Genomic DNA, 17523 nt, shown 5'->3' with positions numbered 1-17523 from the left:
AGACATCTGCGACCATTTTATGGGACATTCTTAAAATAGTTCTAAATAAATATTCAATTTTATTTGTATCGAGTCTTAATAATGTGAATATTTGCATTATAATCAATCACTGTAAATGCAAAACGTCATTACCGAAGCACCAGTTGTAGAATTCGCAGAAGTTTATAGAACCCTTAATGGATCTGTTTTTCAATCTGATAAAGAAAATTGCTGGTACATTGATTTCGTAGGTAAACTGGCCCGTTTCGATTACAGGAGCATGATGAAGCTCAGAAAAGCAATTTATGCAATAGACATTGAAGCGCTGTTGCTGAATTCTGAAATCAGTCCCGATCTTGAGATTGTATTCATCTGTGCGTGTGACCATTGTTATGTTTTAACCCTCCTGGAGATCATTGATTTCAAAACATTACTGGAAGGAACCTTTGTCATGCTTGAGTTAAACCGCATCATTCACGATAGGGTTTACCGCCTAAGTGTCTGAGCTTCTTTAGATTTAGAATCTTTCCATATTTCTTTGTAATGCTGTAAAATTGATTTTATGCACTATTTTTGCATGAGTCAAATCGACAAGAACATAATTACAATTATATGAAAGACATCACACGCGTACAGTGCCTGCTATCAACTGAGGTAGAAGCATTGTTAAATCAGCAAATCAAAAAAGAAGCCCAATCTGCATCAGCATATCTTGCAATGGCATCATGGTGTGATAGTAACGGATTTGATTATTCATCTGAATACTTTTTTAAACAATCTGAAGAAGAAAGAGAACATCAATTAAAAATCTTCAAATATGTTCTGGATATGGGCGGTTCGGCTATATCTCCGGAAGTAACGAATATTCAAACTGAATTCAACTCTTTCAGAGAGGTTTTCGAAGAAGCTTTAGATGCAGAGATCAGCGTTACCCAATCACTGAAAAACATCGCAGCGAAATGCTACCAGGAACAGGACTACGTAACTATCGAATTCCTGAACTGGTTCTTTAAAGAACAACGTGAGGAAGAATACAAAGCAAGACGTGCCCTTGAATTATTCGACGTTATCGGCGAAGCAGGAACTGGAAGATGGGAAATTGACAAACATGTTAATGACATTAAATACGATAGCGAAGGATAATCTCCGCTGCCTTAACTTAAACCGCTCAATAGTATTGAGCGGTTTTTTTTTTGCCTGAATTTACCTTTTATAAAGAGGAACAGCTTGCACACACTGTTGCATTCCAGTTATAAACGCATACTGGAAATATAACAAAATCATAACATCCAGACAATCTGATCATACCTTTAAACGATTGTATCAATTAAGATATGTATAGTTTTTGAAACTAAAAATTGAATATCATTGTTATATATTGATATACATTCTTAAAAACATTTAAAGACGATACTTGGTATGGGACTATTTGATATATTTAAGGCGAAGAAAGAAAACGAAACAGGCAACAACGGCACTGATCAGTTAATGATCAATACTGATGAGCTAAGCCTGGATGCGCTACTGGAAATGGCCGTAAAAGAATCTGTATATAAACGCGCATTTTACAAGCGGATTCTTACAGATGAAATCATAGTAATTTCAATAAACGTGAATGTCTCAGAAGGATATCAGTACCTTGAAGTAGGTACCAGCGTAGAGCTATACGCATTACCTGATGGCAGTATTCCTTTGTTCACTACTATAGACCGCATCTTTGATAACGGAGTGGTAAAAGACGATGTAGAATTCTTAAAGATGAGCGGCGCTGACCTTTTCAGTGTGGCACAGGGCGAAAGATTTGTAGTAAACCCACATAGTAACTTCAAAACAAAAATCTCTCCTGCTACAGTGGAAAGTCTGCTGGACGGCACTATGTAACCTGCTTAGCAATCATACATTACAGCTATGCTGAGCCTTCATGTATAATAACCCCACCTGGCCTTCAATTATGACCATCCTGCAGGATCACCCTGCATGGCCATCATGCTACAGGATAAACAAAAAAAACTGAACGTTGGCATCAATGCCTTCTGGTGCTTTTTCAGCAGCAGGCAGCATCGATGCCAACGTTCAGTTTTTTGTGAAGCCAGAACATCTCCCTTCCGTCATTCAAAAAATTATTGAGGCTGTTGCTCCTGAGCCTTCTCTTTTTCCTTTGCTTCAGCCTTTTCCTTCTTCCTGAAAAAACCTCTCAGCAAAAAGTTATGCTGCAGTGCTTCCATATTTTCATCCAGTTTCCTGGTACTTGATTCAAGATTGGAAACAGTAGTTTTTAATTTCGCACCAGTTGCCTCATCATTCAGCAGTACACCAACGGCGTTTTTATCAGAAGTCAGTTTTTTACTGGTTGCATTAAGGTTACCAGTCATCTCCGAAGCAGAAGCCGCAGTAACCTGCAAACTCTTAACAGCTGATTTGAGGTTACTGAAAACTGTAGTATCAGTAAGCAGTTCGGTTGCAAGTGTTCCTTTATTATTCAGTTTCGCAGTGTATTGTGAAATAGCAGATGTAACCCTGGCTGTAGTTGCAGAAGCATTTTCAAGGTTAACAGTCATCTGGCGCAAACGGTCAGCCATTACAGAATCGGTTAACAAAGCACCCAAAGCACCTTTTCCTTTGACCATCTCCGTACTCACTACTTTAAAGTCATTCGTAATCGCCAGGATGTTTTTATTGTTGTCCTGTAAGGTCTTCATGATATCATCCGGTCCAAGTGCAGCAGCGATATCCAGTCTGTCTCCATCTTCAACTACAGGCGTCTGAGTTGTACCTCCAAGGATTTCAATCATTTTGTTTCCAATAAAACCTTCAGAACTCAATTTGGCTAGCGCATTTTTATGAATATACTGCTGTGCTTTCTCTTCGATATGTAATGTTACTTCTACCTGTGCATTGCCATAAAATTCAACTTTGCTTACAGTACCTATTTTTACACCGGAGAAAAATACATTGTTACCGGCAGTAATCCCATTAACGTTGTTAAAGATAGCTTTTAGTGTAATGCTGCTGACAAAACGTTTTTGCTTTCCACCAAGTGTAAGGACACCTGCAATGAAGATGATAACGCCAATCACGATGAAAATTCCTACTATAATTGACCTTTTGTTTTCTGAAGCGCTCATTTATTTTGTAAAGTTATAATTGTAAAAAGATTGTACACGGGCATCCTGACTTGCAAAGACCTCATCAAAAGTTCCCTGTATTGCAAATTGTCCGTCCAGTAGCATAGCAATTCTGTCGCCAGTTTCCTTGGCACAGGTGAGATCGTGCGTGATAATGATTGCTGTAGTTTTATATTTCTCCTGAACCTCATTGATCAGGTTATTGATTTCTATACAGGTAATAGGATCCAGACCAGCAGTAGGCTCATCATAAAGCATAATTTCAGGTCGCAGGATCAATGTCCTTGCAATACCGATCCTTTTTCTTTGTCCGCCAGACAATTCGGATGGCATTTGCTCGATGGTCTGCAGTAAACCAACTGCATCAAGAACACTTTCTACTTCATCATTGATCTGGCTGCGTTTAAGATTTCTTGAGTTCCTTACCAGCGGAAACTCCAGGTTCTCGCGAACGGTCATACTATCATATAAGGCACTGTTTTGAAAAGAGAAACCTACTTTGAGTCTCAGGTCCATCAGTTCCTTGTTACGCAGTTCAGCAACTTCCTTCCCCAATACGTTAACGATACCCTGATCGGGAAGGAGCAGGCCGGAGATTATCTTGATCAGCACCGACTTTCCCGTACCGGAGCGGCCCAGTACAACCAGGTTTTCACCTCTATATACGTCGAGATCAACACCCCGCAGGATATGCAAACTTCCAAATGCTTTTTGTAATCCCCTGATAGAAATTACAGGGTTATTTTTGTCTATTACTTTCTGTTCTTTTATCATGATGGTTTAACGGAAAGCATTTACAATTGCAACAATAACGATTTCTTCAACAAAGATCAGGAACATGGCGGCTACCACAGCAGAGTTTGCCGCTTTACCAACACCTTCAGTTCCTTTAGTAGAATTATACCCGCAGTAACAGCCAACAACGCCAATAGTAAATCCAAAGACAGTTGATTTAAAAGAGGTACTGAATAAATCCAGGAAGCTCAGAGATTCGAAAACCTGCGAAAAAAACATCGCGAAACTAGTTTGTTCATGACTGTGTACACTCAGATAACCTCCCATCAGTGCCACAAACGCAGTGTACATCACTAATAAAGGTATCATGAAGGTAGTTGCAAGTATTCTGGTTACTACAAGGTATTTAAAGGGGTTAGTGGCGGATACTTCCATTGCATCAATCTGCTCAGTCACTTTCATCGATCCAAGTTCTGCACCCATATTTGATCCCACTTTTCCCGCAGCTATCAAAGCAGTTACCAAAGGAGCAAGGGCTCTGACAATAGCGATGGAAATCAGTGAGGGAATCCAGGATGTAGCACCAAAGTTTGCCAGGGAAGGTCTCGACTGATCGGTGAAAACTACACCGGTAATGAACCCGGTGAGGGATATCAACGGCAGGGATTTGTAACCAACCTCATAACACTGATGTATAATTTCTTTAAATTCGTAGGGAGGCAGAAATACTTCCTTAAAAAAGCGCAGGATAAATTTGTAAATCTCGTAAACTTCTATAAACATACCATCCATTTTTTTGGACAGGAAGTATTTGGTAGGCTCTATATTGGAATTATCTGTGTTAGGATCCATTCGTTGTGATTGATGCTGCCAAATATAATTTAAATCATTATTATATTTAATCTATATTATGAAAGCGACAAAACACGTAAATTGTTTTTGTTTTATGCTGACTAAATATGCATTTTGGTCAAATGTAAGATATCAGCGAGGATTCACAAATCTGCTATTCTAAAATGACAAATTAATGATGCGCTGAAAAGCTATAAAACCAACGTATGAATAAACTACAGAAACTCTTTAAAACCTTAGTTATCGGACTCTTCCTGATTCCGGTTTCAAGCTCCAGTACATTTGCCCAGGAAAAGCCTCCCTTTCAGGATGATGTAAATGCAATAAAGGCTTATGACAAAATCTATGCACCGCCGTCATCACCTATTTTGTTTATTGGCAGTTCATCCATCCGCCTCTGGGTAGATTTTACAAAGACCTTTAAAAACTATACGGTACTTAACCGTGCAATAGGAGGAGCGGTAACAAGTGACGTAGACCGGTACCTGGACGACCTGGTATTTCCTTACCAGCCCAAACAGCTGGTCATTTATGTGGGAGAAAACGATCTGCTGAAATCACCGGATGCTGAAGCGGTATATCTTGACTTTAAAAAACTGTATACAGATATCAGGGCGAAGTTGCCCAATACACCTATAGTATATATATCCATCAAGGGCAGTCCTTCAAGAAAACAATACCAGGCAAAGGCGCTGGAAGCAAACAGGCTGATAAGTGCGTATATAAAAGGACAAACACATATCACTTTTGTAGACGTTTATCAGCCCATGCTCGATAAAAACGGGGCCATGCAGCCGCATCTTTTCAAAAACGATATGCTGCACATGAATGCTTCCGGTTATGCGATCTGGAATAAACTGATTATCCCACAACTGCTGAAAGATTAATCGGCGGACGTATCAATGTATTACAACCGGAACGCGAAATCAAATGATGCCCGGTTGTAATGCAGATACCTGTATAAAACCACCAAATATGCTCCATATACCACTTGTATAAATACATTCTCCCAGGTTTCAATCAGCGAAGAGCCAAAAATAAGCATCAGGATAAGAATCAGTCCCGGCAATATACCTGACCTTGTAAATAGCCCTATCAAAATCAATGTCCCCACAATCAGTTCCAGTACAGGCAAAACATAACCAAATGCCTGTACCAGGGATGCAGGCAGGAAGGTCTTGCTAGCGCGCTAAACCATGTTCGGAAAAATTCATACCAACGGGCAACCGGGCAAGGAATAGCTGAATTCTTCATTTTTCATAAGCTAATGTTTTTACTAAATATAGCGAAATCCAACCTCAGAAAGGCGCACATCAGACCCATAATGCAATCCGGCGGCTGAAAAGCCATACTCGTCGGCAAATTCTTCATCCCCGTCTAATATGACTTTGCCTGTTTCTTTTATTTGGTTGTTTTGCTGTAAAGGCAAGCTTTAATACGCTCAAGCAAACTAACGGGACCATCTTTGTAATACTTCTGTTACCCTATGCTAAATCGCAAAAGGTGGCACAATTATGAGTATTGTGGCAACATATATAGATAACTTTGTTTAACAATTATGTTAAATACCGGTATTAAAAAATTATAGTAAAATGGCAGTAAGAGACACAGGAACAGAACAGTTAATCAAAGACACTGCAAAGCGGATCTTTTTTTTCGAAGGCAGGTTCCATGCGACGACCCAGGATATTGCCGATGCGGCAGGGGTGAACCGCACGCTGGTGCACTATTATTTCCGTTCCAGGGATATCCTTTTTGAACAGGTGGTCAACGAAGCAAAAGAACAACTCCGGCAGACACTGGATAACGTGCTGAGCAGTAAAGTGAGTTTCACAGAAAAACTGAGAAAATTCATCGACGTATTCATGGACGAGATTATCGCCTATCCTTACCGTGAACTCTTCGTGATCACAGAAAACAAAAGACATGAAAAGCAGGAAGTGGATCTTATCTATGATGCCCACATCAAACCGTTCCTGGCAGAGGTGAAAGCCGAAATGCATGCAGGGAAGATAACGAGTACTGATCCAAGGCAGTTTATGATGAGCTTATTTGCACTCATGGCTTACCCGGTATTGTCAGAATCATTGAATAAAACGTTTTTGAAAATCAGTGATGCCGAATTTCCAAAACTGATGAAACAGCGTAAGCAAATCATTTTTGATATGATCTACAGATAAGAAACGAACGTATCCCCTTATAAAACAGTAAAATAATAACAAGCTCAGAAGAAGAAAACACATATATGAAGACGAACATACAAACAGGGCTCCTGTTCCTCGCAGGAATTACCCTCGCCTCATGCGGCGGAAGCAACAAGGAAGATGCAGCTAAGGCTGCTGCCGCCCCACAGGTAAAGGAATACAAGGTGGTTACCCTGCAACCAAGATCGGCAACCCTCAATACAGATTTCCCGGCAAGCATCCAGGGTCAGGAAAACATCGAAATCAGGCCAAGGATCGAAGGTTATATAGAAAAGATATATGTGGATGAAGGTGCAGTTGTAAAAAAAGGCCAGCCCTTATTCAAAATCAATGATCCCCAATATGAACAGGCAGTACGTACAGCAAACGCCGGAATTAAAACTGCAGAGGCTCAGGTAAGCACGGCAAAACTGGCCGTAGTTAAAGTTACCCCATTGGTGAAGAAAGAGATTGTTAGTAAATATGAACTGGAATCTGCACAATACTCTTACGATTCTGCTTTGGCCAGCCTGTCTCAAGCTAAAGCAGCGCTTGTAAATGCGAGAACTAACTTAAGTTATACTACGGTAACCAGTCCTGTAAATGGGGTGGTAGGTTCCATTCCTTTCCGTTTGGGAAGTCTGGTAAATTCAAGCACAACAGATCCTTTAACGACAGTTTCCAGTATAGGAAATGTGTATGCCTATTTCGCTTTAAATGAAAAACTGCTGCTTGAATTTACGAAAGACAGCACGGGAACAACCTTTTCGCAAAAGATTGCAAAACTGCCTAAAGTATCATTGTTACTTGCAGACGGTTCACTATATAAAGAGCAGGGACGCATTGAAACTGTAAACGGGCTGATCAATACGGCTACAGGATCCGCAAATATCAGGGCACGCTTTTCAAATCCTCAGGGAATAATAAGGAGCGGCAGCAGTACTACAGTACGTTTTCCAAATGCAGTTAAAGACGCCATACTGATTCCACAGAGCGCAACTTACGAATTGCAGGATAAACGTTTTGCAGTTGTAATAGATAAAGACGGTAAAACCAAAACAGTAGCTATTACGGTAATGGAAAACACACCGGGCAATTACTATATCGTACAGAGCGGATTAAAAGCAGGTGATCAGGTTGCACTTGAAGGTGTAGCTACACTGCAGGACGGTACACAGATCAAAGCAAATGTACAGCAGCCTGATGCTGTTTATGCAGACTTAAAATAAGAGCAGATGTTTAAAATATTCATACAGAGACCAGTTCTCTCCACGGTGATCTCAGTGATCATTGTTATTCTGGGTGTACTCGGACTCACATCACTGCCTATTGCGCAGTATCCCGATATCGCACCGCCCACGGTAAACGTTGCTGCCAGTTATACAGGTGCCAACGCCGATGTAGTTCTGAAAAGCATTATTATTCCTCTCGAAGAGCAGATCAATGGGGTGGAGAATATGACGTACATGACTTCTACGGCAACAAACGATGGTGCGGCGAGCATCAAGATCTTCTTTAAAGTAGGTACAGATCCCGATCTTGCAGCGGTAAACGTTCAGAACAGGGTGTCACGGGCAACCAGCTTGCTGCCTTCAGAAGTAACACAGGCAGGGGTGACCGTAACCAAAAGTCAGAGCAGTAATTTACTGATCTTCTCTTTATACAGTGAGGATAAGGCTTACGACCAGACTTTCCTGCAGAATTATGCAAAAATTAACCTTGTGCCAGCTATCCAGAGGGTAACAGGCGTAGGAGATGCAACAGTATTCGGATCAAAGGATTATTCAATGCGTATCTGGCTTAAACCGGATATCATGCAACAGTACAGCCTGATCCCAAGCGATATTTCTGCAGTACTTGCAGAACAGAATATCGAGGCGGCCCCCGGTAAGTTTGGTGAAAACAGCAACCAGTCCTTTCAGTATGTAATCAAATACAAAGGCCGTTTGGTTCAGCCTGCTGAGTTTGAAAATATGATTATCAAATCCGTAGGGCAGGGCCAGGTGTTACGTCTGAAAGATGTAGCCAGGGTAGAACTGGGTGCATTAACGTACTCTTCTACCATTTCCATGAACGGACAGGAATCAGTGGGTATGGCGATCAGTCAGACCCCGGGCTCCAATGCAAGGGATGTAATCAACAATTCCAAAAAAATTATTGAGGAGGCTTCAAAAACATTTCCAAAAGGAATCAAATATACCTACCTCGTCGACGTGAATGAGAACCTGGATGCATCAATTGAAAAAGTGATTCATACCCTGGTTGAAGCATTTATCCTCGTTTTTATCGTTGTATTTATTTTCCTTCAGGATTTCAGGTCTACACTGGTGCCGGCCATTGCGGTTCCGGTTGCAATTGTAGGTACGTTCTTCTTCCTTAACCTCTTTGGATTTACGATCAACCTGCTGACGCTCTTCGCACTCGTACTGGCCATCGGTATTGTAGTGGATGATGCAATTGTGGTAGTCGAGGCTGTCCATGCAAAACTGGACAATGGTTACAAATCTGCCAAGAAAGCAACCATTGATGCCATGAATGAAATTTCCGGTGCGATCATCTCCATTACGCTGGTAATGGCTGCAGTATTTATCCCGGTAACTTTTATCACCGGATCTACAGGGGTTTTCTATAAACAGTTTGGTGTAACGCTGGCTGTAGCGATTATCCTTTCAGCAGTAAATGCACTGACACTGAGTCCTGCATTGTGCGCACTACTATTGAAACCCCATGCGGATGACCACAAACACAAAAGCTTTATCCAGCGTTTCTACACGGCATTTAACGTTGCATTTGACAATATCACCAATAAGTACAAACGTTCGGTACAGTTTCTTTCAGTAAAAAAATGGATAGTACTGGGTGCTGTAGCCATTGCAGGAGCAGGTTTGTTTTACATGATGAAAACCACGCCATCTGCATTTGTGCCTGCGGAAGATCAGGGAACTATCTTTGCGAATATCAGTCTGCCGCCATCATCATCGATGGAACGGACAACTGAGTTATCAAAACAGGTAGACAGCATAGCGCATACCATTCCTGAAGTAAGCAATACCCTGCGTATTGTGGGCCAGAACTTTGTGGCTGGTGCTGGTAGTGCCTATAGTATGGTAATTGTCCGACTTAAAACCTGGGACCAGCGTAAAAGGACTGTAGACGACGTTGTAGGAGATCTTTTCCAAAAAACAGGAAGTATCCGCGGGGCTAGTATCTTCTTTATCTCGCCGCCAACCATCCAGGGTTTTGGTCAGAGTGGTGGTTTTGAGTTCCAGCTGCAGGATAAAACTGCGCACAGCACGGCCGAATTCTTTAAGGTAAACAATGAGTTTCTTGCTAAGCTGGCCAAAAGAAAAGAGATCCAGTACGCACAAACGTCATTCAATCCCAACTTCCCTCAGTACATGATGGATATAGACCTGGAGAAAGCCAAAGAATCGGGAGTAACTGTAAATATGATCCTTCAGACGATGCAGGGCTATTACGGAGGTTTGTATGCTTCTAACTATAATCAGTTTGGTAAACAGTACCGCGTGATGGTGCAGGCTTCTGAAGAATACAGGATGAACCCTGAAGGACTGAGCAAGATCTTTGTCCGCAATACAGCAGGTGCGATGGCACCAATAACAGAGTTCATCAAAATGCGCAGGGTATTCGGTCCGGAATCTATTTCAAGGTTCAACCTCTTCAGCTCAATCGCTATTACAGGTTCGCCGAATGTAGGTTTCAGTTCTGGTGACGCCATCAAAGCAATCCAGGAAGTTGGTGCTGAATTGCCTGCGGGTTATGGATATGAGTTCTCAGGTTTAACCAGGGAAGAGCTTGCTTCGGGCAGTGAAACAGTGTTTATCTTTATTCTCTGTCTTGTCTTCGTGTATTTCCTTTTAAGTGCACAATACGAAAGTTATATCCTTCCGTTTGCAGTGTTACTTGCAATTCCATTCGGACTTGCCGGAGCCTACTTGTTCTCGATTATCTTTAAACTGAACAGTAATATCTATCTGCAGATCTCACTGATCATGCTCATCGGATTACTTGCCAAAAACGGGATCCTGATTGTGGAGTTTGCACTCGAGCGGAGAAGAAACGGAATGCCTATTGTAGAATCGGCCATTGAAGGTGCGGTTGCACGTTTAAGACCGATCCTGATGACATCCTTCGCATTTATCTTCGGGCTTGTGCCCCTGATGTTCTCCAGTGGAGCAGGTGCTGTTGGTAACAAATCAATCGGTACAGGTGCTGTTGGAGGTATGCTTATCGGAACGATTATCGGGGTGTTTGCTATCCCGGTACTGTTCATAATTTTCCAGTCTTTACAGGAAAAAATCAGTGGCCCGGCTAAAAACGGATATGACGACGATGAGGAAGAGGAAGCAGATGCAGCAGCAACTGAACAGAAAAAGATTGAAGGCGCTGAAGAGCACCTGCTGATTGAACCGCCTAAAGCATAGTTAACTAAAAGAACGAAATCAAATGACTCATAAATATAACAAACAGGTATTGGGATTACTCGTAGCAGCATCGCTCTTCAGCGCCTGCTCGGTGACGAAAACCTATAAAAGTCCGGAAGTAAAAACCGAGGGACTCTACAGGGATCAAAATTCAGCAGATTCTGTCAGCCTGGCTGATATGCCATGGCAAAGCCTGTTTGCTGACGAAAAATTAAAAGCACTGATCCAGAAAGGACTGGATCAGAATGTAGACCTGAAGAATGCGATTCAGAATATTGCTCAGGCCCAGGCTACGCTGAAACAAAGCAAGCTGGCATATATTCCTACACTGAGTGCAAATGCAGATTATACAAGGACCAAATCTTCGTTATCTGCCTTAAACTTTCCTGCAGGAATCAATATCAACACCCTGACCAATACTTACCGATTGTACCTTAGCACATCATGGGAAGCCGATATCTGGGGGAAACTGAGCAGTACAAAAAGAGCTGCGCTTGCAAGTTACCTTGGCACAGATGCGGCGAGAAAAGCTGTGCAGACGCAACTGATTGCTGATATTTCCAACAATTACTTTACACTGATTTCTTTGGACAAACAGCTTACAATTACCGAAGAGACCCTGAAAAACAGGCGCAGCAGTGTAGAAACGATAAAGGAACTAAAAGAAGGAGCTGTAGTTACAGGCGCAGCTGTGGTGCAAAGTGAAGCCAACCTATATGCCGCCGAAGTTACCATTCCTGATCTGAAACAGAGCATCAGGGAAACTGAAAATGCATTGAGCATTCTACTGGCACAGGCACCCGGTCCCATAGACAGAAATACGCTGGACTCACAGGTTGTACCAGTAAACCTTTCCATCGGACTACCTTCTCAGCTGCTGCATAACCGTCCGGATGTTGCCCAGGCAGAATTTGCTTTCAGAAATTCCTTTGAAAACACCAACCTGGCCAGAACTTATTTCTATCCAAGTTTGACGCTTACTGCAAATGGCGGACTGTCCACCCTGCAGCTGAAGAATTTCTTCGATCAGTCGATCTTCTATTCACTTGTAGGAGGCTTGACACAACCTATCTTTAATCAGGGGATCAATAAAGCCAGGCTAACGACGGCACAATCGCAACAGATCCAGGCGATGAATACTTATCAGCAGACTTTACTGGTAGCAGGGCAGGAGGTTTCCAACTCCCTTTTTGATTACCAGTCGGCCGCAGCCAAACAGGCTTCCAGAGCGAAACAGATTGAAGCCCTGATCAAAGCTGTGGATTATACTCAGGAATTGCTGCGTTTCAGTTCGGCCACAAACTATACTGATGTACTGACTTCGGAGCAGAGTCTCCTGGCAGCACAATTAAGTGCTGTAAGTGATCAGCAGCAGAAGCTGCAGGCTGTAGTAAATCTCTACCGTGCACTGGGTGGTGGCTGGAAATAATCGCCTACCAGTCTAATCCCTCCAGGGATGCATGATATTTAACAGGATCAAAGCTGTAAAGGTTGGGTGATTTATGCGCCCCGCCTTTACGCTGATCTTCGTGTTTAACCAGCACATCGAAACGCATGATACGGCGGTAAAAATTACCGCGGTTCAGGCTTCTTCCCAGAATGGTTTCATACAAACGCTGCAATTCTGAAATGGTAAAGCGCTCAGGAAGCAGGTTCATACCAATGGGTTTGTAACTCAGCTGTTGCCGTAAAACCATCAGGGCAGTCTCAAATATCCGCTGATGGTCCATTGCCAGTTCAGGCATCTTCTCAATTGACTTCCATTCACAGGTATCACTGAAGTGATCAGTTTCTAAATTTACCTGTGTATAATCTACAAGGGCGTAAAAACCTATGGAAATGAAACGCTGTTTATGCCAGAGATCATCATCGTAGTGTTTAAAGTAATCTTCAGAGCGGTTGGTGTTTCCGGATACGCCAAATTCCTGCAGGTAAATCCGCTCTGCACCGGTGCGCTCTTTCAATACCCTTTGCGCCGCGTCATCTACACTTTCGTCCTTAAAAACGTACCCACCAGGTAAAAGCCATTTCTGTCCCGTTGCCATTCTTACCAGGAGTACCTTTAACTGGTTTTCATTAAAGCCAAAAACGACGCTGTCTACAGAAATATGGGGCAATGCCTGCTCCCACATCTGCCCGCTCATCTCGATAATCTTCTGGTCCTTTTCCATCTTCTGCAATTATACCTCTAAAATAAATAATTGCCGGGCTAAATAAAATATATATCGTCGCTTAGCCATGAACAAACTAACATTGAAACTGGCCTGCAGGGGAAATTGTCCATGAACTTGCGCCATATATCCATTGACCCCCGTCGCGCTTCCCTGTACATTTGAACTATCAAAACATAAATAATAAGATTATGAAACGTAATGCAACGGCCGTTTGGAACGGTACAATTAAAGAAGGACAAGGTCATATCACTACTCAAAGCACAACATTAAACAATACACAATATTCATTCAACAGCCGTTTTGCGGATGGGGTAGGTACAAATCCCGAAGAGCTGATGGCCGCTGCTCATGCCGGCTGTTTCACTATGAAACTGAGCCTTGACTTAACCACTGCAGGTTTCAATCCTGAATCACTGGAAACAGTATGTAATATATCGCTCGAAAACGGGGTAATCACAAAATCAGAATTGGTACTGAAAGCAAAGATTGATGGAATAACACCTGAGAAATTCCAGGAAATTGCTAAAGGTGCAGAAGCGGGCTGTCCTGTGAGTGTAGCATTTGGTGCAATAGCTATCTCTCTGGACGCTTCACTGGTATAAGCTGATCCGGTTCAGATATGAAATAAGAGGCAGGTATTCAGTACCTGCCTTTTTTTGTTTCCTGGTTTTCCCTATCTTAAAGACTGTAAAATTGTTGCAATAAACTGGCAGCAGCAAGTTATTGTAATAGCTTTGAGTTTTCAAACCGGATTACCTTAACTCTTTTCATATCATGAAGAAAACGCTTCTCTTACTCTCCTTACTGGCTTTTGCCGGCCTCAGGAGCCAGGCGCAAAGTCAGCCGAAATGGATGCAGCAGCCAGCTGTCTCGCCCGATGGGAAATGGATCGCCTTTGAATACAAGGGCAATCTTTTTAAAGTTCCTTACACTGGCGGTGATGCCGTTCCTCTTACCATAGCCAATTCCTACAACGGTTATCCGATCTGGAGCCATGACAGCAAAAAGATTGCTTTTGCGTCTGACCGCTATGGCAACTTTGATATTTACCTGATGAATGCTAGTGGTGGTGAAGCCAGCCGTTTAACCTTTAATTCAAGCCGTGATATTCCCTACGATTTCTCTGCCGATGACAGCAAAGTCATTTTTGGTACGGACCGCCATGATATCTATTCCTCAGCCCGTTTTCCAAACGATGTGATCTTCAGCAAACTCTACGAAGTGCCGGCTAAAGGCGGCAACAGCCGGATGCTCAGCAGTGCGGGTATGGAATATGCACACTACAATGAAAAAGGCGACCAGCTGATCTTCCAGGACAGGAAGGGATATGAAGATGCCTGGAGAAAACACCATACATCGGCTGTCACCCGTGATATCTGGACTTACAACCTCAAAAACAATACCTATACAAAAGTATCAGCATTCAATGGTGAAGACCGCGAACCGGTATGGGGCAGCGGGGATACTTTTTACTACCTGAGTGAAAAGAACGGCACGCAGAACCTATACAAGTCTTCTCTTGCAAATTCAGCTGCTGTTACTCAGCTCACAAACTTTGAGAAGAACCCTGTGCGGAATCTTTCGAGATCTGCAGGAGGCAATTTTGTATTCACTTACAATGGCGACCTCTACACTTTAACTGAAGGGCAGCAGCCACAAAAATTAAGTATTAACCTGAATGCTGACTTCTCGGGCGATCAGATTGCAACATTCCCGGTACGGGGAGAAGCTTCTGAAATGGCAGTTTCAGCAGACGGAAAGCAAGTTGCTTTTGTTTACCGCGGGGATATATTTGTGACGTCAGTAGATGGTGCCACGACAAAAAGGATCACCAATACACCCTACCAGGAGCGCATGGTAGATTTTAGTCCGGATGGCCGAAAACTCCTGTATTCAGCAGAACATCCCGGTTCATGGGATATCGATCAGGTAACGATTGCCAACAAAAACGAACCATATTTTTATGCTGCAACAGTATTAAATACCCAGAGTATCATTGCTACTGCAAAAGATGAATTTCAGGGTGTGTATTCTCCTGACGGGAAAAAAATCGCTTACCTCGAAGAGCGGAATATCCTGAAATCGTTTGATATTGCAGAAAAAACTACCCGGACGCTGCTGGCCGAAGGTTTGAATTATTCATACGCTGACGGAGATCAGTATTTTACCTGGTCGCCCGACAGCAAGTACCTGCTTGCACAATCCACTGAAGGTGGCGGATGGTTCCAGAACGAAGTAGTACTGATTAAGGACGACGGATCTGGCAAACGGAGCAATCTTACTGAAAGCGGTTTCAGTGATGAACTACCACAGTGGGGACTGGAAGGTAAAATGATGTACTGGCTGACAGATAAGGACGGAATGAAAAATCTTAGCCGCGGAAGCCAATCTGACATCTATGCCATGTTTTTTGACCAGAAAGCATGGGACAGGTTCCAGCTGAGCAAGGAAGATTTTGACCTGCGTACCGAAGCAGAGAAAAAAGATACTGCTGGTAGAAAAACTGAACCTGCTAAAGACCTGAAAAAAAAGGAACCCGCAAAAGCGCCTGCTGCGCCGGTAAATCTTTACCTGAAAAATTTAGACAACCGCACCAAACGCCTTACAATGGCCTCGACCGCTATCAACGGAGCCAAACTTTCCAGAGACGGCGAAAAGCTGTATTTCTTTGCGAAATATGACAAGGGTTACGACCTGTGGGTCACCATGACGCGTACCAACGAAAGCAAGGTTCTTGCTAAACTCGATGCCCCCGGTGGTGGCATTGAAATGAGTAAGGACGGTAAATCCCTGTTCGTCATTGCCAATGGCAATATCATGAAGGTAGGGGTAGACGATGGGAAAATTACTCCGGTAAAGATCAATTCTGAGATGGAGCTCAATGCTTCAGCAGAAAGGGAATATATCCTTGACCATACCTGGAAACAGGTAAAAAAGAAATTCTTTGATCCTAAACTGCAGGGTGTAGACTGGGATTACTACCATACCAATTACAAACAGTTCCTCCCTTACATTAACAATGATTATGACTTCCAGGTGCTGCTAAGCGAATTTCTTGGTGAGTTAAACGCTTCCCATACAGGGGGACGCTATAGTCCTTCGTTCCCCGGCGGGGATGAAACTGCTGCCCTTGGACTAACTTATGATCTCACAAGATCAGAGGACGGACTGCTGGTAAAGGATGTCATTCCCGGTGGCCCCTTTGATATCGCAGGAACAAAAATGAAAGCTAACGTTATCATTGACAAGATCAATGGTGAGGCGGTTACTGCAGCAGCCGACTGGTCCAGGCTGCTGAACCACAAGGCCGGACAGTTCACCAGGATCTCCTTCCATGACCTTAAAGGCGGAACTGCATATGAGGAGACCATCAAACCGATTAAACCAAGAACTGAAACCAGTGTGCTCCTGTACAATAAATGGGTAAAGCTGATGGAACATCTTACGGATAGCCTGTCTGGCGGTAAAGTAGGGTATGTACATGTGCGCAGTATGGATGATCCCAGCTTCCGCGTAACATTTGATAAGGTATTGGGTAAGAACGCCCGTAAAGAAGCCCTCATCGTGGATTCCCGCTTTAATGGTGGTGGCTGGCTCCATGACGATCTGGTTACCTTCCTCGGCGGCAAGATGTATTTTACACTGCGCCCGCAGGGACACATCACTGTTGGTGGGGAACCGCTAAACAAGTGGTCTAAACCAAGCTGTGTCCTGATGAGCGAAAGCAATTACTCAGACGCATTTATGTTCCCGTATGCCTACAAAGAACTTGGTATCGGCAAACTGATTGGTATGCCAGTAGCAGGTACTGGCACAGCTGTCTGGTGGGAAACCCAAATCAATAACCGTATTGTATTTGGTATCCCAATGATCGCAACCTATGGCGCCGGAGAAACCCATGCCACAGAAAACCATCAGCTGGAACCTGATATCATGATCCTGAACGACTATAACCAGATCCTGTCCGGTAACGATCAGCAACTGGCTGCCGCAGTGCAGGAGATGTTAAAAACGATCAGTAAGTAACAGC

14 protein-coding genes are annotated in these 17523 nt (G+C 43.1%); 10 read left to right on the top strand and 4 right to left on the bottom strand.

Annotated elements, in window-relative coordinates:
* Nucleotides 1–115 precede the first annotated feature (115 nt).
* From ABWY16_RS12585 to ABWY16_RS12575, 3 genes are all read left to right on the top strand, one after another.
* On the top strand, nucleotides 116–484 hold the full coding sequence (locus ABWY16_RS12585) for a hypothetical protein (RefSeq protein WP_353904996.1): 369 nt from the start codon (nucleotides 116–118) through the stop codon (nucleotides 482–484).
* Between the two features lie 107 nt (nucleotides 485–591).
* Entirely contained in the window at nucleotides 592–1122 is a 531-nt protein-coding gene (locus ABWY16_RS12580; protein WP_353904995.1) for a ferritin, read from the top strand.
* Between the two features lie 276 nt (nucleotides 1123–1398).
* Nucleotides 1399–1860 carry an SseB family protein gene (locus tag ABWY16_RS12575; RefSeq protein WP_353904994.1) on the top strand — a complete coding sequence of 154 codons (462 nt, stop codon included), beginning with the start codon at nucleotides 1399–1401 and terminating at the stop codon, nucleotides 1858–1860.
* Nucleotides 1861–2099: 239 nt separating this feature from the next.
* On the opposite strand, the gene ABWY16_RS12570 is transcribed toward ABWY16_RS12575, so the two are convergent.
* Genes ABWY16_RS12570 through ABWY16_RS12560 form a run of 3 tightly spaced genes read right to left on the bottom strand, consistent with a single transcriptional unit; the run spans nucleotide 2100 to nucleotide 4691 of the window.
* Nucleotides 2100–3104, bottom strand: a complete 1005-nt coding sequence (locus ABWY16_RS12570) for an MlaD family protein (RefSeq protein WP_353904993.1) — start codon at nucleotides 3102–3104, stop codon at nucleotides 2100–2102.
* Entirely contained in the window at nucleotides 3105–3878 is a 774-nt protein-coding gene (locus tag ABWY16_RS12565) for an ABC transporter ATP-binding protein (protein ID WP_353904992.1), read from the bottom strand.
* A 6-nt stretch (nucleotides 3879–3884) separates the two neighbouring features.
* The gene (locus ABWY16_RS12560) at nucleotides 3885–4691 is read right to left on the bottom strand and encodes an MlaE family ABC transporter permease (RefSeq protein ID WP_353904991.1); all 807 of its coding nucleotides are present in this window, start codon (nucleotides 4689–4691) and stop codon (nucleotides 3885–3887) included.
* Between the two features lie 206 nt (nucleotides 4692–4897).
* Here ABWY16_RS12560 and ABWY16_RS12555 point away from each other — a divergent pair, with 206 nt between their 5' ends.
* The 5 genes from ABWY16_RS12555 (at nucleotide 4898) to ABWY16_RS12535 (ending at nucleotide 12748) form a co-directional block, all read left to right on the top strand.
* The gene (locus ABWY16_RS12555) at nucleotides 4898–5578 is read left to right on the top strand and encodes a GDSL-type esterase/lipase family protein (RefSeq protein WP_353904990.1); all 681 of its coding nucleotides are present in this window, start codon (nucleotides 4898–4900) and stop codon (nucleotides 5576–5578) included.
* A 705-nt stretch (nucleotides 5579–6283) separates the two neighbouring features.
* On the top strand, nucleotides 6284–6871 hold the full coding sequence (locus ABWY16_RS12550) for a TetR/AcrR family transcriptional regulator (RefSeq protein ID WP_353904989.1): 588 nt from the start codon (nucleotides 6284–6286) through the stop codon (nucleotides 6869–6871).
* Nucleotides 6872–6936: 65 nt separating this feature from the next.
* On the top strand, nucleotides 6937–8103 hold the full coding sequence (locus tag ABWY16_RS12545) for an efflux RND transporter periplasmic adaptor subunit (RefSeq protein WP_353904988.1): 1167 nt from the start codon (nucleotides 6937–6939) through the stop codon (nucleotides 8101–8103).
* Nucleotides 8104–8109: 6 nt separating this feature from the next.
* The gene (locus tag ABWY16_RS12540) at nucleotides 8110–11319 is read left to right on the top strand and encodes an efflux RND transporter permease subunit (protein WP_353904987.1); all 3210 of its coding nucleotides are present in this window, start codon (nucleotides 8110–8112) and stop codon (nucleotides 11317–11319) included.
* A gap of 22 nt (nucleotides 11320–11341) precedes the next feature.
* Nucleotides 11342–12748 (top strand): efflux transporter outer membrane subunit, encoded by a 1407-nt coding sequence (locus ABWY16_RS12535; protein WP_353904986.1) that lies wholly within the window; start codon nucleotides 11342–11344, stop codon nucleotides 12746–12748.
* A gap of 4 nt (nucleotides 12749–12752) precedes the next feature.
* On the opposite strand, the gene ABWY16_RS12530 is transcribed toward ABWY16_RS12535, so the two are convergent.
* Nucleotides 12753–13490: an NUDIX hydrolase gene (locus tag ABWY16_RS12530; protein ID WP_353904985.1), complete on the bottom strand. Its 738-nt coding sequence runs from the start codon at nucleotides 13488–13490 to the stop codon at nucleotides 12753–12755.
* A gap of 191 nt (nucleotides 13491–13681) precedes the next feature.
* On the opposite strand from ABWY16_RS12530, the gene ABWY16_RS12525 reads away from it, so the two are divergent.
* Both ABWY16_RS12525 and ABWY16_RS12520 read left to right on the top strand, forming a co-directional pair.
* Nucleotides 13682–14095 carry an OsmC family protein gene (locus ABWY16_RS12525; protein WP_353904984.1) on the top strand — a complete coding sequence of 138 codons (414 nt, stop codon included), beginning with the start codon at nucleotides 13682–13684 and terminating at the stop codon, nucleotides 14093–14095.
* Nucleotides 14096–14267: 172 nt separating this feature from the next.
* On the top strand, nucleotides 14268–17519 hold the full coding sequence (locus ABWY16_RS12520) for a S41 family peptidase (protein ID WP_353904983.1): 3252 nt from the start codon (nucleotides 14268–14270) through the stop codon (nucleotides 17517–17519).
* Nucleotides 17520–17523: the final 4 nt, after the last annotated feature.

This window comes from Pedobacter sp. (assembly GCF_040513095.1).
Classification (GTDB): Bacteria; Bacteroidota; Bacteroidia; order Sphingobacteriales; family Sphingobacteriaceae; genus Pedobacter.
Note: the sequence above shows the minus strand (reverse complement) of the source record. Positions and strands in the feature narration are given on the sequence as shown.